Annotated in this window: 22 protein-coding genes; 7 read left to right on the forward strand and 15 right to left on the reverse strand. The window is 72.6% G+C overall.

Features of this window, described 5'->3' with window-relative positions; genetic code table 11:
- Positions 1-9: 9 nt before the first annotated feature.
- The 3 genes from OG710_RS01410 to OG710_RS01420 form a co-directional block, all read right to left on the reverse strand.
- A complete protein-coding gene (locus OG710_RS01410; RefSeq protein ID WP_330237709.1) occupies positions 10-996 on the reverse strand; it encodes an FAD binding domain-containing protein in 987 nt (328 codons plus the stop codon).
- On the reverse strand, positions 993-1547 hold the full coding sequence (locus OG710_RS01415) for a 2Fe-2S iron-sulfur cluster-binding protein (protein WP_330242125.1): 555 nt from the start codon (positions 1545-1547) through the stop codon (positions 993-995). The genes OG710_RS01410 and OG710_RS01415 overlap by 4 nt, the downstream gene beginning before the upstream one ends.
- Positions 1548-1654: 107 nt before the next feature.
- Positions 1655-2047 (reverse strand): hypothetical protein, encoded by a 393-nt coding sequence (locus tag OG710_RS01420; protein ID WP_111334910.1) that lies wholly within the window; start codon positions 2045-2047, stop codon positions 1655-1657.
- Between the two features lie 209 nt (positions 2048-2256).
- On the opposite strand from OG710_RS01420, the gene OG710_RS01425 reads away from it, so the two are divergent.
- Together OG710_RS01425 and OG710_RS01430 are read left to right on the forward strand one after the other, a co-directional pair.
- Entirely contained in the window at positions 2257-2589 is a 333-nt protein-coding gene (locus OG710_RS01425) for a DUF6479 family protein (protein WP_330237710.1), read from the forward strand.
- A 133-nt stretch (positions 2590-2722) separates the two neighbouring features.
- A complete protein-coding gene (locus OG710_RS01430; protein WP_330237711.1) occupies positions 2723-3535 on the forward strand; it encodes a VOC family protein in 813 nt (270 codons plus the stop codon).
- Positions 3536-3554: 19 nt separating this feature from the next.
- On the opposite strand, the gene OG710_RS01435 is transcribed toward OG710_RS01430, so the two are convergent.
- The 5 genes from OG710_RS01435 to OG710_RS01455 form a co-directional block, all read right to left on the reverse strand.
- Complete coding sequence (locus OG710_RS01435; RefSeq protein ID WP_199563737.1) at positions 3555-4046, reverse strand: GNAT family N-acetyltransferase; 492 nt, start codon at positions 4044-4046, stop codon at positions 3555-3557.
- Positions 4047-4105: 59 nt separating this feature from the next.
- The gene (locus OG710_RS01440) at positions 4106-5074 is read right to left on the reverse strand and encodes a hypothetical protein (protein ID WP_330237712.1); all 969 of its coding nucleotides are present in this window, start codon (positions 5072-5074) and stop codon (positions 4106-4108) included.
- Positions 5075-5180: 106 nt separating this feature from the next.
- The gene (locus OG710_RS01445; protein WP_330237713.1) at positions 5181-5984 is read right to left on the reverse strand and encodes a tyrosine-protein phosphatase; all 804 of its coding nucleotides are present in this window, start codon (positions 5982-5984) and stop codon (positions 5181-5183) included.
- A 147-nt stretch (positions 5985-6131) separates the two neighbouring features.
- The gene (locus OG710_RS01450) at positions 6132-6422 is read right to left on the reverse strand and encodes an SHOCT domain-containing protein (RefSeq protein ID WP_330242126.1); all 291 of its coding nucleotides are present in this window, start codon (positions 6420-6422) and stop codon (positions 6132-6134) included.
- Between the two features lie 50 nt (positions 6423-6472).
- Entirely contained in the window at positions 6473-6901 is a 429-nt protein-coding gene (locus OG710_RS01455) for a DUF6325 family protein (RefSeq protein WP_330237714.1), read from the reverse strand.
- 194 nt (positions 6902-7095) lie between these two features.
- On the opposite strand from OG710_RS01455, the gene mutA reads away from it, so the two are divergent.
- From mutA to meaB, 3 genes are read left to right on the forward strand one after another with little or no spacing between them, the layout of a single operon-like run.
- Entirely contained in the window at positions 7096-8952 is a 1857-nt protein-coding gene (gene mutA, locus OG710_RS01460; RefSeq protein ID WP_330237715.1) for a methylmalonyl-CoA mutase small subunit, read from the forward strand.
- A complete protein-coding gene (scpA, locus tag OG710_RS01465) occupies positions 8952-11153 on the forward strand; it encodes a methylmalonyl-CoA mutase (RefSeq protein ID WP_330237716.1) in 2202 nt (733 codons plus the stop codon). The genes mutA and scpA overlap by 1 nt, the downstream gene beginning before the upstream one ends.
- 11 nt (positions 11154-11164) lie before the next feature.
- Positions 11165-12163 carry a methylmalonyl Co-A mutase-associated GTPase MeaB gene (gene meaB / locus OG710_RS01470; RefSeq protein ID WP_330237717.1) on the forward strand — a complete coding sequence of 333 codons (999 nt, stop codon included), beginning with the start codon at positions 11165-11167 and terminating at the stop codon, positions 12161-12163.
- 24 nt (positions 12164-12187) lie between these two features.
- On the opposite strand, the gene OG710_RS01475 is transcribed toward meaB, so the two are convergent.
- The 6 genes from OG710_RS01475 to OG710_RS01500 all read right to left on the reverse strand — a co-directional run bounded on the left by OG710_RS01475 (position 12188) and on the right by OG710_RS01500 (position 20812).
- The gene (locus OG710_RS01475; protein WP_330237718.1) at positions 12188-13549 is read right to left on the reverse strand and encodes an NAD(P)/FAD-dependent oxidoreductase; all 1362 of its coding nucleotides are present in this window, start codon (positions 13547-13549) and stop codon (positions 12188-12190) included.
- 133 nt (positions 13550-13682) lie between these two features.
- Positions 13683-14051, reverse strand: coding sequence for a hypothetical protein (locus OG710_RS01480; protein WP_330237719.1), 369 nt, complete (start codon positions 14049-14051; stop codon positions 13683-13685).
- Positions 14048-15778 carry an aa3-type cytochrome oxidase subunit I gene (gene ctaD, locus OG710_RS01485; RefSeq protein WP_330237720.1) on the reverse strand — a complete coding sequence of 577 codons (1731 nt, stop codon included), beginning with the start codon at positions 15776-15778 and terminating at the stop codon, positions 14048-14050. The genes OG710_RS01480 and ctaD overlap by 4 nt, the downstream gene beginning before the upstream one ends.
- 177 nt (positions 15779-15955) lie before the next feature.
- Positions 15956-18175: an NADP-dependent isocitrate dehydrogenase gene (locus tag OG710_RS01490; RefSeq protein ID WP_330237721.1), complete on the reverse strand. Its 2220-nt coding sequence runs from the start codon at positions 18173-18175 to the stop codon at positions 15956-15958.
- Between the two features lie 100 nt (positions 18176-18275).
- Positions 18276-19301, reverse strand: coding sequence for a glutathione S-transferase family protein (locus tag OG710_RS01495; protein WP_330237722.1), 1026 nt, complete (start codon positions 19299-19301; stop codon positions 18276-18278).
- 11 nt (positions 19302-19312) lie between these two features.
- The gene (locus OG710_RS01500; protein WP_330237723.1) at positions 19313-20812 is read right to left on the reverse strand and encodes an MFS transporter; all 1500 of its coding nucleotides are present in this window, start codon (positions 20810-20812) and stop codon (positions 19313-19315) included.
- 98 nt (positions 20813-20910) lie between these two features.
- Between OG710_RS01500 and OG710_RS01505 the strand changes: the two genes are divergently transcribed.
- Positions 20911-21306, forward strand: a complete 396-nt coding sequence (locus OG710_RS01505; RefSeq protein ID WP_111334880.1) for a TOBE domain-containing protein — start codon at positions 20911-20913, stop codon at positions 21304-21306.
- Between the two features lie 32 nt (positions 21307-21338).
- Here OG710_RS01505 and OG710_RS01510 read toward each other — a convergent pair whose 3' ends face one another.
- Entirely contained in the window at positions 21339-21884 is a 546-nt protein-coding gene (locus OG710_RS01510; protein WP_111334878.1) for a DUF1697 domain-containing protein, read from the reverse strand.
- Positions 21885-21947: 63 nt separating this feature from the next.
- Here OG710_RS01510 and OG710_RS01515 point away from each other — a divergent pair, with 63 nt between their 5' ends.
- A complete protein-coding gene (locus tag OG710_RS01515; protein ID WP_330237724.1) occupies positions 21948-22445 on the forward strand; it encodes an NUDIX domain-containing protein in 498 nt (165 codons plus the stop codon).
- The last annotated feature ends 3 nt before the right edge of the window (positions 22446-22448 follow it).

The raw sequence follows: 22448 nt of genomic DNA on the forward strand, positions 1-22448 counted from the left end.
CCTCGGTGATCAGGTGCGGGCGGCGAGTTCGGCGAGGGCGTCCACGGCCAGGTGCCGGGCCAGGCGGACCTTGAAGGCGTTGTCGCGCAGGGGGCGGGCGGCGGCGAGTTCGGCGTCGGCGGCCCGGAGGAAGGTGGCGTCGCCGGCGGGCGCGCCGTGCAGGATCTCCTCGGCGGCGCGGGCCCGCCAGGGCCGGTGGGCGAGTCCGCCGAATGCCAGCGCGGCGTGTTCGACGCGCCCGTCGCGGACGCGCAGGACGGCGGCGACGGAGGCGAGCGCGAAGGCGTAGGAGGCGCGGTCGCGGGCCTTGCGGTAGAGGCTGACCGTGCCGTCGGGCAGTGGGGGCAGCAGTACCTCGGTGACGAGTTCGCCGGGCCGTACGACGGTGTCGGCGTCGGGGTTGTCGCCGGGCAGCCGGTGGAATGCGGTCACCGGCACGGTGCGTTCGCCCTCCGGCCCTTCGAGGACGGCGTCCGCGTCGAGCGCGGCCAGGGCGACGGCCATGTCGGAGGGGTGGGTGGCGACGCACTCCTCGGAGTGGCCGAGGACGGCGAGGTCGCGGTGGGTGCCCTCCCGAGCGGGGCAGCCGGTGCCGGGGGCGCGTTTGTTGCAGGGCTTGGAGGTGTCCTGGAAGTAGGGGCAGCGGGTGCGCTGGAGGAGGTTGCCGCCGGTGGTCGCGATGTTGCGGAGCTGCCCGGAGGCGCCGGCGAGCAGGGCCTGGGAGAGGGCGGGGTAGCGGGTGCGTACGGCGGGGTGGGCGGCCAGGTCGCTGTTGCGGACGGTGGCGCCGATGCGCAGCCCGCCCTCGGGGGTGTCCGTGACCCGGTCGAGCGGCAGCCGGCTGACGTCGACGAGCAGGCCGGGCGTCTCCACGCCGAGCTTCATCAGGTCCACCAGGTTGGTGCCGCCGCCGAGGAACTTCGCTCCGGGGTGGGCGGCGCAGGCGCGGACGGCGTCGGCGACGGTGTCGGCGCGCAGATAGGCGAAGGGTTTCACGGCGCCACGTCCTGGACCGCCTCGGTGATCCGGGGGTAGGCGCCGCACCGGCAGAGGTTGCCGCTCATCCGCTCGCGGATCTCCTCGGGGGTGAGGCGCGCGGGCGCGTTCACCGGCGCGTCGTGCGGGGTGACGTGGGAGGGGTGGCCGGCGGCGGCCTCGGCGAGGACGCCGGCGGCGGAGCAGAGCTGGCCGGGGGTGCAGTAGCCGCACTGGAACGCGTCGCGCTCCAGGAACGCCTCCTGGAGGGGGTGCAGCCGCTCGCCGGCGAGTCCCTCGACCGTGGTGACGCGGGCGCCGTCGTGGGCGACGGCCAGGAGCAGGCAGCTGTTGGCGCGGCGGCCGTCGACGAGGACGGTGCAGGCGCCGCACTGGCCGTGGTCGCAGCCCTTCTTCGCCCCGGTCAGGTCCAGGTGGTGGCGCAGGGCGTCCAGGAGGGTGGTGCGGTGGTCGAGGGTGAGGGTGTGCGCGGTGCCGTTGACGTTCAGGGTCAGGGTGGCGGAGGGCAGGTCGCCGGGGGGCCCGGATTCACCGGCGGCGCCCTCCCACACACTGGTCGGGTCCACGGCGACACCTTTCCACGGGGAACTTTGTCCGATTTCTACCAGATATGTGCTGCGGCCAGCTGCCCCGTCGCCGTCCCACGCGTGCGTTCGGCCTACTTGTTGTCCAGCCGCAGGCGCACTTCCTCCTCCTGGTCCCCCGACACCGTGCCGACGACCCGGACGGCGAAGGCGTCGGCCAGGCCCGCGCGGAGCCGGTCCACCGCCCCGTAGCCGCCCTGCACGTCGAGCGTGACGGGGCCGCCGAGGCGCACGGACCCGGAGATCACCCGCGCCTCGGAGACGTCGACGGTCGCGGTCCACACGGTGGGCCGCCTGCCCGCGGTCTCGTGGGGCACGTCCGCCGACGAGCGGTCGGTGGTGAAGGCGGCCCGCAGCGCGTCGAAGACCGTGCGCGCGTCGTCCTCGGGGCACTCGCCGAGAACGACCGACACCTCCTGGTCGTGGTGGTCCTCCGTGGCCTGCCGCTTGTCCTGTGCGCTGTTCACCGCGGTTCCTTCCGAAGGGGGCAATGCCGTCATCTCCAGGCTGACCCCGTCGGCGGTCGGCTGCGACAGGAGCGGCCCGGACCCACCCTCGGGTGCCCGGCCCGACCCGGCTCACACCGGTCGAAACATTTTCGGCACCCATATCCACTTAAAACATGAATTCGAACGTCGTCCCGAGTGGCGGCCTCCGAGCGGGGTATCCGGCAATCATGGATGTTTCGGATGGAGCCCTGAATTCCCTGGCGGTCACCCTCGCGGACGGACGCGGTGCGACGGGCGTCGTGCTGGGTGTGATCGGGGTGCTCCTGGTGCTCTTGCTGATCGGCGCCTTCCTTCTGGGCAAGCGACGGCACGACCAGGAACTGCCCCCGCCCCGGCCGGACGAGCAGCCCGTCGGCCCCGCCCACCGCAGCCACGAGGAGCAGTCGGACGTCCACGGCGACGACCGCTTCCCGGCCGACGGCAGGGGCCTGTCCCCGTACGAGCTGGGTGAGCACGGCAACGAGCCGATCCGCCACGAGGACGACGACAAGCGGGACTGACCCGCGCCGCACCGGGACGGGCGGGGCGGGTGGTGCGCGTGTTGCGGGAGCGGCCGCCCCCGGTGAGGCTGGTTGACGGCCCCCGAGGGCCGCCGGCACCTCTGCCGCACCCCCCACGAAGGCAGTAAGCACCATGACCCCAAGCACCTCCGGCACGGCGCCCGCCCGCGCGGCCCTGACCGGGTCCGCGGCTCCGTGCTGGGTCAATCTGATGACCCGCGACCTGGAGTCCGCCCAGGCGTTCTACGGCCCGGTGATGGGCTGGACGTTCCGCACGGGCCGGCTCGGCCAGGACTTCGCGGTGGCCCGCCTGGACGATGTGCCGGTCGCCGGCATCGGCGCGGTGGCCACCGCGTTCCGCGTCGCGGTCGCCTGGACCCCGTACTTCGCCGTCCGGGACGCCGATGTGGCCGCTTCCCGCATCCGGGAACGCAGCGGCACGGTGGCGGTGGGGCCGCTGACGCTGGGCAAGGGGCGCGGCGCGCTGGCCGCCGACCGGGACGGGGCGGGCTTCGGCATCTGGGAGCGGACCGAACCGGCGACGTCTCCCCCGGCCCCGGCGGGCCACGCCCGCGCCTGGCTGCGGCTGCGCACCCGGAGCGCCTTCGACGCCGCGATCTTCTACGGCGAGGTGCTGGACTGGGCGAGCGGACTGCCGGGCGCCTGCGAGGTGGCGTACGCCAAGGACGAGGTCGTCGTGTGCTGCGGTGGGCGCCAACTGGCCCGGATCAGTTCCGGCGCGGTCGAGGCCGCCCCCGATCCGCTGGTCCGGCCGCACTGGCAGGTCAACTTCCCGGTGGACGACGTGGCAATCGCCGTGGAGCGGGCGCGCGCGCACGGGGGCTCGCTCGTGGAGGAGCTGACGCATCCGGAGGGCCGGGAGGCGACGCTCCTGGACCCGGACGGCGGTCTGTTCACCGTGACCGACCTGCACCGCGCGCCCTGAGCGGCGCACCGGGCGCCCGTCAGGGCACGGGCAGGCACAGTTCGGGCCGGTCCCACATCACCGCGGGGGGCGCGGCCCGTACCGTTCCGGTACGCCGCGCGCCCATGTTCAGGTAGAAGCCCTCGGCCGGCGGATGCGAGACGACGCGCACACCGGGCAGTCCGCGGGCTCCGGCCTCGCGGCGCAGATGGCCGACGAGCAGCCTGCCGGTGCCGGTGCCCTGGGCCTCGTCGGCGACGAAGAGCAGGTCCAGCTCGGGCGGCTCCAGGATCAGCGAGTAGAACCCGAGCACCTGGTCCGTCGCCTCCCGCACGGCCGCGAACACCTGATGGGCCTCGATGTAGTCCGGCCCGACCCGGTATCCGGCGACCATCGGCGCGTAGTGGCCCTCGTAGGCGCGCGAGGAGCGGACCAGCCGGGTGAGGCGCTTGGCGTCGCGCGCCGTCGCCCGCCGGACGCGGACCGGGCCGCCGGACGCCCGGCGCCCCGCCGGCGTAACGCTTGATCTCATGGAGCGAGTATTACGTACGCCGCGTGGTGCCCCGACCGCCGGCGTGGCTCTCGCCGCCATCAGTGGGTGTGCGCGGCTTCCGACTTCCCGGTCTCCGGCTTCGGGTCCTGCGGCTTCACGGCTTCCTGCTGCGGCGCCTGCCGGCCGGTGGTGACGGTGAACGCGGCGGTGTGCACCTCGCCGCCGTGGCGGAAGTCCAGGAACAGCCGGTACGTGCCCGCGCTCGGGGCCGTCGCGGCGAACGAGACCGAGGGGCCGGGGCCGCCCTCCTCGGGGTGGACGTGCAGGTAGGCGAGGTCGCCCGCGCGCAGCGCGACGAGGTGCCCGTAGGCGCCCAGGTAGGGCTGGAGGTCGGTGACGGGCTTGCCGTCGCGGCTGACGGTCAGGGTGAGCTCGCGCTCGCGGCCCGGCACGGGGGTGCCGTTCAGGGTGACGCGGTAGCCGTCCGCCGTGGTGGTGGTGCTCGCGGCCGGCAGCGCCTTGGGCCGGTAGTGCCCGGCGACGGCCAGGTCGGCGCCCAGGGTGAGGTTGCGGGCGCCCTCCGCCTCGGGCGTGAAGTCGGCGAACACCCGGTAGTCACCGGCCTCCGGGAGTGCGGCGGTGACCGACCAGACGCCGTCCGCGCCGCGCTCCGGGTGCAGGTGCCGGTAGGTCGTCAGGTCGTGCGAGGCGAGGATGAGGTGGAGTTCCTTGCCGTGTTCGGGCTGGTAGGCGGTGAGGGGGCGGCCGGTGGCGTCGTCCAGGACGGCGAACCGGAGCGCGGTACGGTCGCCGGCCTCGACGGCCGGGGTGCGCAGGTCGAGGGTGTAGCCGCCGTCCGACACCTGGAGCCCGCCGGGGGCCGCGGCGACCGCGTTCGCGCCGTGGCCCGCGTGCTCAGCGCCGCCGCCGTGGCTCCTGCCGTGGCCGGCGGCGGGCTGGGCGGCCGCGGTCCCGACCGGGCCGATGCCGCCGCCCACCCCGTAGGCGATGCCGAAGGTCGCGGCGAGCGCGGCGGCGAATGCGGTGGTCTTCAGTCCGTTGTTCATGACGCTCTCCTCGGGAACGCGGCTTCTCGGTACGTCCACAACATACCCCCTGGGGGTATGTTGTCAACAGTCCGGGGCGCCGCGGGAGCGAGGAGTGCGGGTGCCGTTACGCGTCGGCGTACACGACCAGTTCGCCGCGCAGGCGCCGCAGCACGGGACCGGGGACGCGCAGGCAGTCGCGCACGTAGCCGTCCAGGCCGCCCCAGCGCTCGTCCATGGCGTCCAGCGCCGTATCGAGGTAGCGCGGGCGCACCTCGGTGATCGCGGCGGCGATCTCCGGGTCGCCGCCGGCGTCCAGGAAGCCCTGCACATACGGGCGGCCGGCGGCTCGCAGGACCGGGTTCACCGCGAGGAACTCCCGGCGCACGACGTCCCGCGACGCCCCGAGGAGCAGGAGCAGCAGGGCGGCCGCCCAGCCGGCCCGGTCCTTGCCGGTCGCGCAGTGGAAGAGCACCGGCCGCGCGGCGGGATCGGCGAGCGTGTCCAGGAGGGCCCGGTAGGCGGCGGCGGCTCCGGGCGAGAGGACCAGTTGGCGGTACGACCGCGCGACCGCTTCCTCCGCCTTGCCGTCGCCCAGCAGGCGTTCCGCCTCGACGGGGTCGGCGAGCAGGGTGCGGAAGCGGGCGGGGGTGACGCCGGGATTGTCCCCCAGGACGTCGGCGACGAAGAGGCGGGAGCCGGGCGGCAGGGTGTCCGGGGCGGCGGAGCGTTCGTCGGCGGTCCGCAGATCGACGACCGTGCGGATGCCGAGCGCGGCCACGGCGGCCGCGTCCACCGGGTCGAGGCCGCCGAGCCGGCCGGAGCGCAGCATCACGCCCCGGCGGACCTGCCGGCCGGGGCCCAGGGGAATGCCTCCCAGATCGCGCAGATTGAGGGCGGAAACGGTCGGGACGGCCCTGACGGTGTGCACGATGGATTTCCTCTTTTCCCGGCACGCTTCCGAATTGATTTCGGCCTGGCCGGATCAAAGTCGCATGATGTCGTCACATCGACAAAGTAAAACGCCGGTGATCACCGATCGGGCGCGCCGGTGCGGAATCGCGGAGCGGCCGCGGACTCACCCCGCGAGCAGCCGTGCCTTCTGGGCCTCGAATTCCGCGTCGGTGAGGATGCCCTGCTGTTTGAGGGCGGCGAGCCTTTCCAGCTGCCCGATCAGGTCGTCGCCGGGCGCGGCGGCCGGCGGTGCGGCGGGCCGGGGCGCGGGCTGCGGGACCTCGCGCCGGGCCTCCTGTTCGGCGAACCGGTTCTGCTGGTGCTGCTGGACGCGCCCGGAGACGGCGGACGCGGTGCCGGCGATGACGGCGGTGCGCGCGGCGGCCCCGATGAGGCCGGGTCCGCGGCGGTTCATTCCGGGGCCTCGGAAGATCGGCATGGTGTGTTCCCCTTCCGGTGCGGGCGTCAGCCGTGGTGGCCGGCGGCGGAGGCGGCCGCCTCGGCGACCGCGGCGGGAATCCGTTCGTGGGCGACGACCTGGCCGCCCGAGGCGCGGACCGCCTCGGTGAGCGGGACCGCCCAGAGGTCCTCCCACACGATGAGCGCGGCGGAGCTGCCCGGCGGCACCCGCTCGCCGAGCACCCGGATGTCCTCGCTGCTGAGCATGCCGCTGACCTCGCCCTCCACCGGCTCGAAGGAGACCAGGTCGTCGGGGTCGAGATCGTCCAGTTCGACGGCCTCGATCGTGCCGTCGTCGGCCCGCTGCACGAAAGTCAGATCCAGGATGCGGACCGCCTTCGAGGCGACCGCGTCGGCCAGTGCCGGCGCGATGGCGCCCGTGAACCGGCTGCCGGGAAAGGCGACGACGAGGTACTCCACTGGTCCCACGGTCACGGGCGCGTCCTCTCCGGATGAATGGATTGGCAGCAGCATAACTTTGGGCATTCCGGAGTGCACCGTGGCGAATCGGTACAGAGCGTCGGGCGTTGCTACGCGACAGTACGTAAAGGATCAAGCGCGCTGGGGGAGGGCAAGGTCACAGGCCGACGCCCTGCTGCTCCCCCGGGAGCTGCCCTAGCATCTGGGCCATGACGGTCCAGCCTGCTGACGGGCTTTCGCTGGCCGCCGGATTCCCTGACCCCGCCCATGAGCAGTGGCAGAGCCTCGTCGAGGGTGTGCTGCGCAAATCGGGCAAGGACGTGTCGGGACCGGCCGCCGAGGAAGCGCTGTCCACCACGGTGGAGGACGGGCTCATCACCCGCCCCCTCTACACCTCGCGCGACGACGCGCCCGATGCCGGTCTTCCGGGGTTCGCCCCCTTCACCCGCGGCGGCAAGCCCGAGGGGTGTACGGCGAACGGCTGGGGCGTACGGCAGCGGCACGCGTGCACCGACCCCGTCCGGCTCAACGAGGCCGTGCTCACGGACCTGGAGAACGGCGTCACCTCGCTGTGGCTGGCCGTCGGGGGCTCCGGCGGCGTACCGGTGTCCGGTCTGGAGCGGGCGCTCGACGGCGTCCTGCTCGACCTGGCCCCCGTCGTCCTGGACGCCGGCGCCGAACTGGACGCGGCGGCGGCCGAGTTGCTGCGGCTGCACGCGCTGCGGGGCACCCCGGCCGGACAGGTGCGGGGCAGCCTGGGCGCCGACCCGTTCGGGCTGGCCGCCCGCGAGGGCACCGCGGCGGACCCGGCGGACGCCGTGCGCTGGGCGCTGCGGTGCGCCGAGGAGTACCCCGCGCTGCGGGCCGTCGTCGTGGACGCGATGCCGTACCACGAGGCGGGCGGCTCGGCGGCCCAGGAGCTGGGCGCGTCGCTGGCCACCGGCGTCGCGTACCTGCGGGCGCTGACGGAGGCCGGGCTCGGTGTCGAGGCGGCGTGCGCGCAGCTGGAGTTCCGCTACGCGGCGACCGTCGACCAGTTCCTGACGATCGCGAAGACGCGGGCGGCGCGCCGGCTGTGGGCCCGCGTCGCCGAGGTCTGCGGGGCGCCCGGCGCGGGTGCGCAGCGCCAGCACGCCGTGACGTCGCCGGTGATGATGACGCGCCGCGATCCGTGGGTGAACATGCTGCGGACCACGCTGGCGAGCCTGGGCGCGGGCGTCGGCGGCGCCGACGCGGTCACGGTGCTGCCGTTCGATCACGCGCTGGGCCTGCCCGACGCGTTCGCCCGGCGCATCGCCCGCAACACCTCCACGATCCTGCTGGAGGAATCGCATCTGGCGCGGGTCATCGACCCGGCGGGCGGCTCCTGGTACGTGGAGCGGCTCACCGACGAACTCGCGGCGTCGGCCTGGGCGTTCTTCCAGGAGATCGAGCGGGCCGGCGGTCAGGCGGCGGCGCTCGGCTCGGGAATGATCGCGGAGCGGATCGCGGCGACCTGGGCGGAGCGCAGGAAGGACCTGGCGCGGCGCAGGGAACCGGTCACCGGGGTGAGCGAGTTCCCGCTGCTGACGGAGCGCCCGGTGGAGCGCGAACCCCACCCGCGGACACCGGCCCGGCGCGGTCTGCCGGTCGTGCGGCGCGACGAGGAGTTCGAGGCGCTGCGGGTCCGGTCGGACGCGCATCTGGCGGCGACCGGCGCCCGGCCCCGGGTGTTCATCGCCGCGCTCGGCCCGGCGGCGGCCCACACCGCGCGGGCCTCCTTCGCCGCGAACCTGTTCCGGGCGGGCGGCATCGAACCGGTGCACGAGCCGGCGCAGGTGGACGCGTCGTCGGTGGCCGCGGCGTTCGCCGCCTCGGGGGCGGACGTGGCGTGCCTGTGCTCCGGTGACGCGCTCTACGCCGAACAGGCGGAGCCGGTGGCGGCGGCGCTGGTCGCGGCGGGCGCGCGGCGCGTGTATCTGGCGGGGCGGCCCGGCGCGTACGACGGTGTCGACGAGTACGTCTTCGCCGGCTGCGACGCGGTGGCCGTGCTCTCTTCCCTTCTCGACCGGATGGGTGTGGCGTAATGCGTATCCCCGACTTCTCCGACATCGGGCTCGGGCCGGACGGCTCCCCCGAGGTCACCGAGGACCAGTGGCGCGCCGCGGTCAAGGAGTCCTCCGGCGGCTCGGCGGCGGACCTGGTGTGGGAGACCCCCGAAGGCATCGCGGTCAAGCCGCTGTACACCGGCCGGGACCTGGAGGGGCTCGACTTCCTGGGCACGTATCCGGGCATCGCCCCGTATCTGCGGGGCCCGTACCCGACGATGTACGTCAACCAGCCCTGGACGATCCGGCAGTACGCGGGTTTCTCCACCGCCGAGGAGTCCAACGCCTTCTACCGGCGCAATCTGGCGGCCGGGCAGAAGGGCCTGTCGGTCGCCTTCGACCTGCCGACGCACCGCGGTTACGACAGCGACCACCCCCGCGTGACGGGCGACGTCGGCATGGCGGGTGTGGCGATCGACTCGATCTACGACATGCGCCAACTGTTCGACGGCATTCCGCTGGACCGGATGTCGGTGTCGATGACGATGAACGGCGCCGTGCTGCCGGTGCTCGCGCTGTACATCGTGGCCGCCGAGGAACAGGGCGTACCGCCGGAAAAGCTGGCCGGGACCATTCAGAACGACATTCTGAAGGAGTTCATGGTCCGCAACACCTACATCTATCCGCCGAAGCCCTCGATGCGGATCATCTCCGACATCTTCTCGTACACCTCGCGGAAGATGCCGCGCTACAACTCGATCTCCATCTCCGGCTACCACATCCAGGAGGCCGGGGCGACGGCCGATCTGGAGCTGGCGTACACCCTGGCGGACGGGGTGGAGTACCTGCGCGCCGGACGGGCCGCGGGGCTCGACGTGGACGCGTTCGCGCCCCGGCTGTCATTCTTCTGGGCTATCGGCATGAACTTCTTCATGGAGATCGCCAAGCTGCGCGCCGCCCGGCTCCTCTGGGCCAAGCTCGTGCAGCAGTTCGAGCCGAAGAACGCGAAGTCGCTGTCGCTGCGCACCCACTCGCAGACCTCCGGCTGGTCGCTGACCGCGCAGGACGTGTTCAACAACGTCACCCGCACCTGTGTGGAGGCGATGGCCGCCACCCAGGGCCACACCCAGTCGCTGCACACCAACGCCCTGGACGAGGCGCTGGCCCTGCCCACCGACTTCTCTGCGCGCATCGCCCGCAACACCCAGCTGCTGCTCCAGCAGGAGTCCGGCACCGGCCGGGTCATCGACCCGTGGGGCGGCAGCGCGTACGTGGAGAAGCTGACGTACGACCTGGCGCGGCGGGCCTGGCAGCACATCGAGGAGGTCGAGGCGGCCGGCGGCATGGCGAAGGCCATCGACGCGGGCATCCCGAAGCTGCGCATCGAGGAGGCCGCCGCCCGCACCCAGGCGCGCATCGACTCAGGCCGGCAGCCGGTGATCGGCGTCAACAAGTACCGGGTCGAGACCGATGAGCGGATCGATGTGCTCAAGGTCGACAACTCCTCGGTGCGTGCCCAGCAGATCGAGAAGCTGCGGCGGCTGCGCGAGGAACGCGACGAGACGGCCTGCCGGGACGCGCTCCGTGCGCTGACCGAGGCGGCCGGGCGGGAGCCGGGCCCCGGACTCGACGGCAACCTGCTGGCGCTCGCGGTGGACGCGGCCCGTGCGATGGCCACCGTGGGCGAGATCTCGGACGCCCTGGAGAAGGTGTACGGCCGGCACGCGGGCCAGATCCGTACGATCTCCGGTGTGTACCGCAACGAGGCAGGGGAGTCGCCGTCCGTGGACCGCACCCGCGCGCTGGTCGACGCGTTCGAGGAGGCGGAGGGGCGCCGTCCGCGCATCCTGGTCGCCAAGATGGGCCAGGACGGGCACGACCGGGGACAGAAGGTGATCGCGACCGCCTTCGCCGACCTGGGCTTCGACGTGGACGTCGGCCCGCTGTTCCAGACGCCGGGCGAGGTCGCCCGGCAGGCGGTCGAGGCGGACGTGCACATCGTGGGCGTCTCGTCGCTGGCCGCCGGTCACCTCACGCTCGTCCCGGCGCTCCGCGAGGAGCTGGCCGCCGAGGGGCGCGAGGACATCATGATCGTGGTCGGCGGGGTCATTCCGCCGCAGGACGTCGAGGCGCTGCTCGACGCGGGCGCCGCAGCCGTCTTCCCGCCGGGCACGGTGATCCCGGAGGCGGCGCACGATCTGGTGACGCGCCTCGGGTCCGCCCTCGGCCACGAGCTGTGAGCCGCTGAGCGATGGCCCCGGGGATCGATCTCGACAGTTATGTGAAGGGCGTGCTCGACGGGAGGCGCGCGCACATCGCGCGCGCCATCACCCTCGTCGAGTCCACCCGGCCCGACCACCGGGCCCTGGCGCAGGAGCTGCTGCGCCGGCTGCTGCCGCACTCGGGCCGGGCCCGGCGCGTCGGCGTCAGCGGGGTGCCCGGTGTCGGCAAGTCGACGTTCATCGACGCGCTCGGCACCATGCTCACCGGGCTCGGGCACCGGGTGGCGGTGCTGGCGGTCGATCCGTCGTCCAGCCGGACCGGCGGCTCCATCCTGGGCGACAAGACCCGGATGGAGCGGCTGGCGGTGGACCCGGCGGCGTTCGTGCGCCCCTCCCCCACCGCGGGCACGCTGGGCGGGGTGGCGAAGGCGACCCGCGAGTCCATCGTGGTGATGGAGGCGGCGGGCTACGACGTGGTGCTGGTGGAGACGGTCGGGGTCGGCCAGTCGGAGACGGCGGTCGCCAACATGGTCGACACGTTTCTGCTCCTGACCCTGGCCCGGACCGGCGACCAGCTGCAGGGCATCAAGAAGGGCGTCCTGGAGCTGGCGGACGCCATCGCCGTCAACAAGGCGGACGGCCCGCACGAACGCGACGCGCGGGCCGCCGCCCGCGAACTGGCGGGCGCGCTGCGGCTGATGCACGCGCCGGACGCGGCGTGGACCCCGCCGGTGCTGACGTGCAGCGCGCGGGAGTCGACCGGCCTGGACACCTTGTGGGAACGGCTCGAACAGCACCGGGCCCTGCTGGAGTCCACGGGCCGGCTCGCCGCCAAGCGCAGCGAGCAGCAGGTGGACTGGACCTGGACCATGGTGCGCGAGGAACTGCTGGAGAGCCTGCGCGGTCATGCCGGGGTGCGGGCGCTGGCGCCGGAGCTGGAGCGGCGGGTGCGGGAGGGGACGCTCCCGGCGACGCTGGCCGCCGAGGAGATCCTCGCCGCGTTCCGGGGGGCCGGCCCGGCGGACTGAGCCGCCGGGCGGGCCGCCGCCCGCTCACATCCGGGTGTGCAGGGCGGCGGTGTGCTTGCGGACCTGTTCCGGGGTGAGATAGCTGTCGGTGTACTCGAAGTCCCGCAGGGTCGCCGGTTTGCGCATCTGGAAGCCGGTGCGGACGAAGTCGTCGCCGGCGGCGGCGTTGATCAGCCAGTTCGCCATGACGCGGGCCTTGGCGACGTTGGTGCGCAGCGCCGTCCAGTGGTAGCCGCGGGCGACGGCCTGGGCGCCGATGCCGTGCATCTCGATGCCCAGGGGCTTGGAGACGGCGTCCTTGCCGCCGAGGTCCACGACGAGCCCGAGGTCGTGGTGGACGTACGGCTCCATGGGCCGGCCGCGCAGCTTCGCGAGCAGGTTGTCGGCGAGCTTGCGGCCCTGGCGCATCGCGTGCTGGGCGGTGGGCGGGCAGACCGCACCGTCGCCCTTGGCCAGGTCGGGCACGGCGGCGACGTCGCCGAGCGCGAAGATGCCGTCGTGGCCGGGGAGCGTCATCTCGGCGGTCACGGCGAGCCGGCCCTTCACGGTCTCCGCGTCGAAGGTGCCGACCAGCGGGCTGGCGGCGACCCCCGCGGTCCAGATCAGGGTCCGGCAGGGCAGCACCCGGCCGTCGGTGAACGTCACGGTCTCGGCCCCGGCCTCGGCGATCGACACGCCGAGCGACACCTCGATGCCCCGGTCGCGCAGCACCTTCAGGGCGCTGGCGCCGAGCTTGTCGCCCAGCTCCGGCATGAGCTTGGGCGCGATGTCGATGAGGTGCCACTTGACGAGCTTCGGATCGAGGCGGGGGTAGTGCCGCAGCGCGTTGGTGGTGAGGCGCTGGAGGCAGGCCGCGGTCTCGGTGCCGGCGTAGCCGCCGCCGACCACGACGAACTGGAGCCGGGAGGCGCGCTCCTGCTCGTCGTGGCTGGCGTCGGCGAGGTCGAGCTGCGCGATGACGTGGTCGCGTACGTAGGCGGCCTCGGCCAGGGTCTTCATGCCCCGCGCGTGGTCGAGGAGGCCGGGGATGTCGAAGGTCCGGGTGACGCTGCCGGGGCTGAGGACGAGGTGGTCGTAGCGCTCGTTGACGATCTCGTCGGTGATCTTGCGGACCACGCAGACCTTCGCCCGCGGGTCCACGCCGATGGCCCCGCCGGGGATGATCCGGGTGCGGTGGCGGCTGCTGCGGCGCAGCGACACGGCGACGGACTGCGGGGTCAGCACCCCGGACGCCACCTGGGGCAGCAGCGGCAGGTAGAGCTGGTACGAGAAGGGGGCGACGAGCGCGATGTCCGCTTCACCGGGCCGCAGCCGCCGCTCCAGACGGCGTACGCACTCGACGCCGGCGAACCCGGCTCCGACTACGAGAATCCTGGGTCGTGCCACAGTGATCGTCCCTTCTGGGGGTCTGCACGGTCGTCCGTTCGCCTGCCCCGTCACACGCGCCCGTCACCTCTCATCTTCACGACCGGGGGGCGAGTGCGCCTGCTGGGACGGCAGAACGGACGACCGGGGCGGGTCAGCGGGCCAGCTGGACCAGGACCCCGCAGACGCCCGCCGCGGCCCCCGCGCAGAGCACGGCGGCGGCGACGCAGCGGGCGCGGAGCCTGCGGTAGCGCGCGGTGTACTCGCGGCGCAGATGCAGGGCGCGGGCGGAGATCCGGGCCAGCACGGCCCGGGACTCGGCGGTGCGTTCGGCGGTGTAGACGCGTTCCACGTCCGCGCGCTGGGCGGTCGTCAGCCAGGGCAGCTGGTCGGTGAAGTGCCGGGCGAGCCGGTGGGCCCGCTCGACCTCGGCGTTCCACAGCAGATAGCCCTCCAGCTGGGCCAGTCCCCGCGCGCTCTCGGCCTCCGGCCCGGACCCCGTCCGCTTCTTGTGGGCGCTCACGCCTGCTTGTCCCCCGGCGCCACCGTCACGGAGGTGTGGGGCCGGTTCTCGGCCTCCTCCAGCTCGCGCACAACCGGGTGGTGCAGGTCGAACGCCGGGGACTCGGAGCGGATGCGGGGCAGGGTGACGAAGTTGTGCCGGGGCGGCGGGCAGGAGGTCGCCCACTCCAGCGAGCGGCCGTAGCCCCACGGGTCGTCGACCTCGATCTTCTTGCCGTACTTCGCGGTCTTCCAGACGTTGTACAGGAAGGGCAGCATCGACAGGCCCAGCAGGAACGAGGAGATCGTCGAGATGGTGTTCAGCGCGGTGAAGCCGTCGGACGCGAGGTAGTCCGCGTACCGGCGCGGCATGCCCTCCGCGCCCAGCCAGTGCTGGACGAGGAACGTGCCGTGGAAGCCGGCGAACAGCGTCCAGAAGGTGATCTTGCCGAGCCGTTCGTCCAGCATCTTGCCGGTGAACTTCGGCCACCAGAAGTGGAAGCCGGAGAACATCGCGAACACCACGGTGCCGAAGACCACGTAGTGGAAGTGGGCGACGACGAAGTACGAGTCGGAGACGTGGAAGTCCATCGGGGGCGAGGCGAGAAGCACCCCGGTGAGACCGCCGAAGAGGAACGTCACGAGGAAGCCGATCGACCACAGCATCGGTGTCTCGAAGGACAGCGAGCCGTGCCACATGGTGCCGATCCAGTTGAAGAACTTCACCCCGGTGGGCACCGCGATCAGGAACGACATGAAGGAGAAGAACGGCAGGAGCACACCGCCGGTGACGAACATGTGGTGCGCCCACACCGTGATCGAGAGCCCGGCGATGGAGATCGTCGCACCGATCAGCCCGATGTAGCCGAAGATCGGCTTGCGGCTGAACGCCGGGATGACCTCGGAGACGATGCCGAAGAACGGCAGGGCGATGATGTACACCTCCGGATGGCCGAAGAACCAGAAGAGGTGCTGCCACAGCAACGCGCCGCCGTTGGCCGCGTCGAAGACGTGCGCGCCGAACTTGCGGTCCGCCTCCAGCGCGAGGAGGGCCGCTGCGAGCACCGGGAAGGCCATCAGGACCAGCACACCGGTCAGCAGGACGTTCCAGGTGAAGATCGGCATGCGGAACATCGTCATACCGGGGGCGCGCATGCAGATGATCGTGGTGATGAAGTTGACCGAGCCGAGGATCGTGCCGAAGCCGGAGAGGGCCAGGCCCATGATCCACAGGTCTCCGCCGATGCCGGGCGAGCGGACGATGTCGGTCAGCGGCGAGTAGGCGAACCAGCCGAAGTCGGCGGCGCCGTTCGGGGTGAGGAAGCCGGCCACCGCGATGAGCGAGCCGAGGAGGTACAGCCAGTACGCGAACATGTTCAGCCGCGGGAACGCCACGTCGGGCGCGCCGATCTGCAGCGGCATGATCCAGTTCGCGAACCCGGCGAACAGCGGCGTCGCGAACATCAGCAGCATGATCGTGCCGTGCATCGTGAACGCCTGGTTGAACTGCTCGTTCGACATGATCTGCATGCCGGGCCTGGCGAGTTCGGCGCGCATGAAGAGGGCGAGCAGCCCGCCGCCGAGGAAGAAGGCGAACGAGGTCAGCAGGTAGAGCGTGCCGATCGTCTTGTGGTCGGTGGTGGTCAGCCACTTGATGACGACATTGCCGGGTTCCCTGCCGTGCACCGGCAGTTCGTTGGAGTACGACTCCTCGTCCTCGGCCGTACGTGGTGTGCCCGTCGTCGTCACGGGGCCGCTCCTTCGCTTGTGCGTCCGTGTTTCCGGATGCAGCAAACCAGCGAAGCGGCCCCGTCGCGCGCCCCGGCACCCGCCGGGGCCCGACATTTCACCCGTCAGGGGGGTTACGAACGCGGGAACGCCCCGGCGCGGCGGGAGCCGGGCCGGGGCGTCGGGTGCGCGATCGGGTCAGGCGAGGCTCGCGATCGCCTGGTTGAACGTCGCGGAGGGGCGCATGACGGCCGCGGCCTTGGCCGGGTCGGGCTGGTAGTAGCCGCCGATGTCGGCCGGCTTGCCCTGGACGGCGATCAGCTCGTCGACGATCGTGCGCTCCTGCTCGGCCAGCGTCTTGGCGAGCGGGGCGAACGCGTCGGCCAGCTCTGCGTCGCCGGTCTGCCGCGCCAGCTCCTGGGCCCAGTACAGGGACAGGTAGAAGTGGCTGCCGCGGTTGTCGATGCCGCCGAGGCGGCGGCTGGGCGACTTGTCCTCGTTGAGGAACGTGGCCGTGGCCCGGTCCAGCGTCTCGGCGAGGACCTGGGCGCGGGCGTTGCCCGTGCTCTGCGCCAGGTGCTCGAAGCTGGCCGCGAGGGCGAAGAACTCGCCCAGGCTGTCCCAGCGCAGGTAGTCCTCCTTGACCAGCTGCTGGACGTGCTTGGGCGCGGAGCCGCCGGCGCCCGTCTCGAAGAGGCCGCCGCCGTTCATCAGCGGGACGACCGAGAGCATCTTCGCGCTGGTGCCGAGCTCCAGGATCGGGAAGAGGTCGGTGAGGTAGTCGCGGAGCACGTTGCCGGTGACCGAGATGGTGTCCTCGCCGCGGCGGATGCGCTCCAGCGAGAAGGCGGTGGCCTTCACCGGGGACATGATCTCGATCTGCAGACCGTCGGTGTCGTGGTCGGCGAGGTACGTCCTGACCTTGGCGATGAGCTGCGCGTCGTGGGCGCGGTCCTCGTCGAGCCAGAAGACGGCCGGGGCGCCGGTGGCGCGGGCGCGGGTGACGGCGAGCTTGACCCAGTCCTGGATCGGGAGGTCCTTGGCCTGGCACATGCGGAAGATGTCGCCGGCGCCGACGGTCTGCTCCAGCACGGCGTTGCCGGCGGCGTCGACGACGCGGACGGTGCCCGTGGTGGGGATCTCGAACGTCTTGTCGTGGCTGCCGTACTCCTCGGCCTTCTGCGCCATGAGGCCGACGTTGGGCACCGAGCCCATGGTGGCCGGGTCGAAGGCGCCGTTGGCGCGGCAGTCGTCGATGACGACCTGGTAGACACCGGCGTAGCTGCTGTCCGGGAGGACGGCGATGGTGTCGGCCTCCTGGCCGTCCGGGCCCCACATGTGGCCGGAGGTGCGGATCATGGCCGGCATGGAGGCGTCCACGATGACGTCGCTCGGGACGTGCAGGTTGGTGATGCCCTTGTCCGAGTCGACCATGGCGAGGGCGGGGCCCTCGGCCAGCTCGGCGTCGAAGGACTCCTTGATCTTCGCGCCCTCGGGCAGGGACTCCAGGCCCTTGAGGATGCCGCCCAGACCGTCGTTCGGGGTCAGGCCGGCGGCGGCGAGCACGTCACCGTACTCGGCGAAGGTCTTCGGGAAGAAGGCGCGCACGACGTGGCCGAAGATGATCGGGTCGGAGACCTTCATCATCGTGGCCTTGAGGTGCACGGAGAAGAGCACGCCCTCGGCCTTGGCGCGGGCGATCTGGGCGGTGATGAACTCGCGCAGGGCGGCGACGCGCATGACGGAGGCGTCGACGACCTCGCCGGCGAGGACCGGTACGGACTCGCGCAGCACGGTGGTGGTGCCGTCGTCGCCGACCAGCTCGATGCGCAGGCTGCCGGGCTCGGCGATGACCGCGGACTTCTCGGTGGACCGGAAGTCGTCGACGCCCATGGTGGCGACGTTGGTCTTGGAGTCGGCGGTCCAGGCGCCCATGCGGTGCGGGTGGGTCTTGGCGTAGTTCTTGACCGACGCGGGGGCGCGGCGGTCGGAGTTGCCCTCGCGCAGGACCGGGTTGACGGCGCTGCCCTTGACCTTGTCGTAACGGGCGCGGACGTCCTTGTCCTCGTCGCTCTTCGGGTCGTCCGGGTAGTCCGGCAGGTCGTAGCCCTGGGCCTGGAGCTCGGCGATGGCGGCCTTGAGCTGCGGGATCGAGGCCGAGATGTTCGGAAGCTTGATGATGTTGGCGCCCGGCGTGGTGGCCAGCTCACCGAGCTCGGCGAGCGCGTCGTCGATGCGCTGGTCCTCCCGGAGGCGGTCCGGGAAGCCCGCGATGATCCGGCCCGCGAGCGAGATGTCCCGGCTCTCGACGTTGATCCCGGCCTTGGAGGCGTACGCCTGGATCACGGGCAGGAACGAATAGGTCGCCAGGGCCGGGGCCTCGTCGGTGTGTGTATAGATGATGGTCGAGTCAGTCACCCTGTGCTCCGCTCCACGTCTGCAACATTGCTTGACATCAAGATATCTCGTGAGGGGCGCCGACTCGACAGGACCCTGCCCACACCGGCCGGAACCTTGTCTAGGGGCGGCCGCCGGGCGGGATCTGTTCGCCGGCGGGGGGCGGTCCGGGCGGGGTGCCGTCGCCGAAGGGGCGGCCGCCGAGCTGTTCGCGGTGGTGCGGGGTGAGCCAGCCGGACAGGTCGGGGCCTGCGGGCACGATGCCGGTGGGGTTGATGCCGGTGTGCACCCGGTAGTAGTGCTGCTTGATGTGGTGGAAGTCGACCGTGTCCCCGAATCCGGGTGTCTGGTAGAGGTCCCTGACGTACGCCCAGAGCACCGGGTCCTCGGAGAGTTTGCGGCGGTTGCACTTGAAGTGGCCGTGGTAGACGGCGTCGAAGCGGACCAGGGTGGTGAAGAGGCGGATGTCGGCCTCGGTGATCGTGTCCCCGACGAGGTACCGCTGGTCCGCCAGCCGCCGCGAGGTCTCGTCCAGGCGGCGGAAGAGCGCCTCGTACGCCTCCTCGTAGGTCTCCTGGGTGTCCGCGAAACCGGCCCGGTACACCCCGTTGTTCACGTCCCGGTAGATCCCCTCCATGACCTCGTCGATCTCCTCGCGCAGCGGCTCGGGGTAGAGGTCGGGCGCCCCTGGCCGGTGCAGGGCGGTCCACTCGGTGGCGAGGTCCAGGGTGATCTGCTGGTAGTCGTTGGTGACGAGCCTGCCGGTGGGCACGTCCACGATCGCCGGGACGCTGACCCCGCCCGGATAGCCGTGCTCGCGCGCGTCGTACGCCTCGCTGAGGTAGCGGATGCCGAGGACCGGGTCGCGGCCGTCCGGGTCCAGTGTGAAGCGCCAGCTGCGGTCGTCCTGGAGCGGGTCGGCGACGGCGAGCGAGAGCGCGTCCTCCAGGCCGAGCAGCCTGCGGGAGACCAGGGCGCGGCTGGCCCACGGGCAGGCGCGGCTGACGACGAGCCGGTAGCGGCCGGCTTCGACGGGCCAGCCGTCGCGCCCGTCGGCGGTGACGCGGTCCGCGAAGTGGCTGCGGGAGCGCTTGAAGGGCTTGTGCCCGTACGAGCTGTTGCCGTCGGTTCCGGCGGAGTCGTTCATCGCGTTCTCCTTCACGAGGGGGCTGCGGAGGGTGCGGAGGGCCCGCTGCGCCGTCTGCCCCGGCGGCCGCCGCCCACGTCGGCGAGGGCAACGAGCAGGGCGGCGACGACGAAGGCGACGGAGACGACGAGCCCGTGGTCGTAGGCGTCGGACCAGCCGTCCCCGCCGACCTGGGCGAAGAACACCGCGCCCACGGCCGCGATGCCGATCGCCGAGCCGACGCGCTGGCCGGTCTGGAGGGTGCCGCCGGCGCTGCCCGCGGTGGCCACCGGCACCTCGGAGAGGGTGAGCGTCTGGTTGGGGGCGATGACCAGGCCGCTGCCGAGTCCCGCGAACAGCAGCGGGGCCGCCATCGCCCAGCCGACGCCCCGGCCGGGCACCAGGTGGACGGCGAGCGCGGTGGCGCCGAGTCCCACGGCCACGGCGACCAGGCCGATGACGACGAGAGGGCGGCCGAAGCGGCCGACGAGCCGGCCGCCGGGGCTCGCGGCGACGGCGGAGCCCACCGCGAACGGGGTGATGGCGAGGCCGGCCTGGAGCGCGGTGTAGTGCAGGCCGCTCTGGAGGTAGAGCGTGGTGATGAAGAAGATCGAGGTGAACCCCGCGAAGTACAGCAGGATGAGCAGGCAGCCCAGCCAGTAGGAGCGGACCCGGAAGAGGCCGAGGTCGACGACCGGCTGGGTGCCCCGGCGGCCGCAGCGGGACTCCCAGCCGACGAAGGCGGCGAGCAACGCGGCCGCCAGGAGCAGCAGCAGCCACTTGCCGTCGCCCGGCCACTGGCGGGACTGGACGAAGGGCAGCAGCAGGGCCAGCACGCCGGTGCCGAGCAGCAGGACGCCCACCGGGTCGAGATGGCGCAGCCGCACCGGTCCGGCGTGCGGGGTGTCGGGCAGCAGCCGGCGGGCCAGCAGGAGGCAGACGAGGCCGAGCGGCAGGTTGACGTAGAACACCCACCGCCAGCCCTCGTCGGCCCCCGCCGCCTGGATCAGCAGGCCGCCGAGGAGCGGTCCGACCGCCGTGGAGATGCCGACGACGGTGCCGAACATGCCGAAGGCGCGACCGCGTTCGCGGCCCTGGAACATCTGCTGGATGAGGGCGGAGATCTGCGGCGAGACCATGCCGCCGGCCAGTCCCTGGACCAGCCGGGCGATGACCAGCCAGAGACTGGACTGGGCGGCGCCGCAGGCCGCCGACGACAGGGTGAACAGGGCGAGCCCCGCCATGAACACGACGCGCCGGCCGCGTGCGTCGCCGAGCCGTCCGGCCGGGATCAGGAACAGGCCGAAGGCCAGCGCGTAACCGGACAGGACCCATTGCAGGTCGGACTCCGAGGTGTGCAGCCCCTCCTTGATGGAGGGCAGCGCGACGTTCACGATCGAGACGTCCAGCAGGGTCATGAACCCCGCGACCAGGCAGACGGCGAGCGCCCGCCACCGTCGCGGGTCGGGCGTGCCGTGGCCGGGGTCCCCGCCCCGCCCCGCGGAGCGCCGGTCCGACGCGCTGTCTGCCATGGTTGGCACCCTAGGACGCGCACCGTGATTCCTCATCCCGGCTGGTCCACCCGGCCGTGCGGGCGGGGCGCGGGCACGGGCCGGTTAGGGTACGGCGCATGCAGTCCTACACGATCGGACAGGCGGCCCGTCTGCTGGGCGTCAGCCCGGACACCGCCCGGCGCTGGGCCGACGCGGGGCGCGTGGCGACCCATCGCGACGAGGGCGGCCGCCGCCTCATCGACGGCCGCGACCTGGCGGCGTTCTCCGTGGAGGTCGCGCAGCACGGCGCGGGCGACGAGGAGGTGTCGTACACCTCGGCGCGCAACGCGTTCGCGGGGATCGTGACCGCGGTGAAGCTCGGCGACGTGGCCGCGCAGGTGGAGATCCAGGCGGGGCCGCACCGGCTGGTGTCGCTGCTGACGCGCGAGGCCGTCGAGGAGCTGGGTCTTGAGGTCGGGGTGCAGGCGACCGCGCGGGTGAAGTCGACCAGCGTGCACATCGACCGGGCCTGACCTTAAGGCGCGTTCCGGGACGGGTGCGCCGGTCAGGCGGCGCCCTTCTTCGCGGCGGCGAGGATCTTCACGACCGTGTGGAAGAAGCGGGTCGTCGCGTCGTGGCCGAGGACGCTCTCCTGGAAGCCCTTGGCGCCGGGTGCCCGGCCGTTGATCAGGTGCCAGACGACGAACGCCTCGTACGCGGTGGTGCCGATGATCTCCATGTCCTTCTTCGGGGAGAGCAGCGGCAGCTCCAGGTCCGGGTCGACGGGCTCGGTGGTGAACACGACGCAGCGGCGGATGTCGTCGGTGGCCTCGACGTCCTGGAACGGGTCGCGCGCGATCAGCGCCTCCAGTTCCGGCACCGTGCGCAGGCAGACGGCGACGTCGTAGCCGAGGGCGCGGGCGAGGTGGTCGCCGATGCGGGCGGCGAGCGCGGGCCGGTCCGTCTCGCCGGACTCGAAGAAGACGTTGCCGCTCTGGATGTAGCTGCGCACCGAGGCGAGGCCCAGTTCGGTGAAGAGTTCGCGCAGCCGTTCCATCTTGACGGAGCGGCCCGGCACGTTCAGTCCCCGGAGGAGCGCGATGTACAGCAAGTCCGATCACCTGTTCGCCTGCGGGAGGGGGCGTACGGGCGGGCGCCGCGCACACTCAAAGGTATGACAGCCACGGGGAACACCCGCCGCAGTGCCGGTCTGCTGTTGTTCCGTACGGGTGCGGGGCGCGGGCTCGAAGTGCTGATCGGTCATATGGGCGGGCCGTTCTGGGCGCACCGCGAGGAGGCGGCGTGGTCGGTGCCCAAGGGTGAGTACCCGCCGGAGGAGGAGCCCGCGGCGGCGGCGCGGCGGGAGTTCGGGGAGGAGTTCGGGCGTCCGCCGCCGGAGGGCGGCTGGGTGGCGCTGGGCGAGGCGCGCCAGGCCGGCGGGAAGACGGTGACCGTGTGGGCGCTGGAGGCCGACGTCGATCCGGCGGAGGCGGTGCCGGGGACCTTCACGATGGAGTGGCCGCGCGGCTCCGGGTTGCTGCGGGAGTTCCCGGAGGTGGACCGGTTCGCCTGGTGCACGCCGGACGAGGCGGCGGAGCTGCTGGTGAAGGGGCAGCGGGTGTTCGTGGACCGGCTGCGCGCGCATCTGGCGGGTACGGGCGGGGGCGGCTGAGGG

Source organism: Streptomyces sp. NBC_00525, from assembly GCF_036346595.1.
Taxonomy (GTDB): domain Bacteria; phylum Actinomycetota; class Actinomycetes; order Streptomycetales; family Streptomycetaceae; genus Streptomyces.

What these genes read in the sequence shown, in the direction of transcription:
- mutA (WP_330237715.1), top strand. Translation starts at nt 7,096, where the DNA reads ATGACGGTCCAGCCTGCTGACGGGCTTTCGCTGGCCGCCGGATTCCCT.
- meaB (WP_330237717.1), top strand. Translation starts at nt 11,165, where the DNA reads ATGGCCCCGGGGATCGATCTCGACAGTTATGTGAAGGGCGTGCTCGAC.
- OG710_RS01435 (WP_199563737.1), bottom strand. Translation starts at nt 4,046, where the DNA reads ATGAGATCAAGCGTTACGCCGGCGGGGCGCCGGGCGTCCGGCGGCCCG.
- scpA (WP_330237716.1), top strand. Translation starts at nt 8,952, where the DNA reads ATGCGTATCCCCGACTTCTCCGACATCGGGCTCGGGCCGGACGGCTCC.
- OG710_RS01440 (WP_330237712.1), bottom strand. Translation starts at nt 5,074, where the DNA reads ATGAACAACGGACTGAAGACCACCGCATTCGCCGCCGCGCTCGCCGCG.
- OG710_RS01425 (WP_330237710.1), top strand. Translation starts at nt 2,257, where the DNA reads ATGGATGTTTCGGATGGAGCCCTGAATTCCCTGGCGGTCACCCTCGCG.
- OG710_RS01500 (WP_330237723.1), bottom strand. Translation starts at nt 20,812, where the DNA reads ATGGCAGACAGCGCGTCGGACCGGCGCTCCGCGGGGCGGGGCGGGGAC.
- OG710_RS01505 (WP_111334880.1), top strand. Translation starts at nt 20,911, where the DNA reads ATGCAGTCCTACACGATCGGACAGGCGGCCCGTCTGCTGGGCGTCAGC.
- OG710_RS01495 (WP_330237722.1), bottom strand. Translation starts at nt 19,301, where the DNA reads ATGAACGACTCCGCCGGAACCGACGGCAACAGCTCGTACGGGCACAAG.
- OG710_RS01515 (WP_330237724.1), top strand. Translation starts at nt 21,948, where the DNA reads ATGACAGCCACGGGGAACACCCGCCGCAGTGCCGGTCTGCTGTTGTTC.
- OG710_RS01450 (WP_330242126.1), bottom strand. Translation starts at nt 6,422, where the DNA reads ATGAACCGCCGCGGACCCGGCCTCATCGGGGCCGCCGCGCGCACCGCC.
- OG710_RS01430 (WP_330237711.1), top strand. Translation starts at nt 2,723, where the DNA reads ATGACCCCAAGCACCTCCGGCACGGCGCCCGCCCGCGCGGCCCTGACC.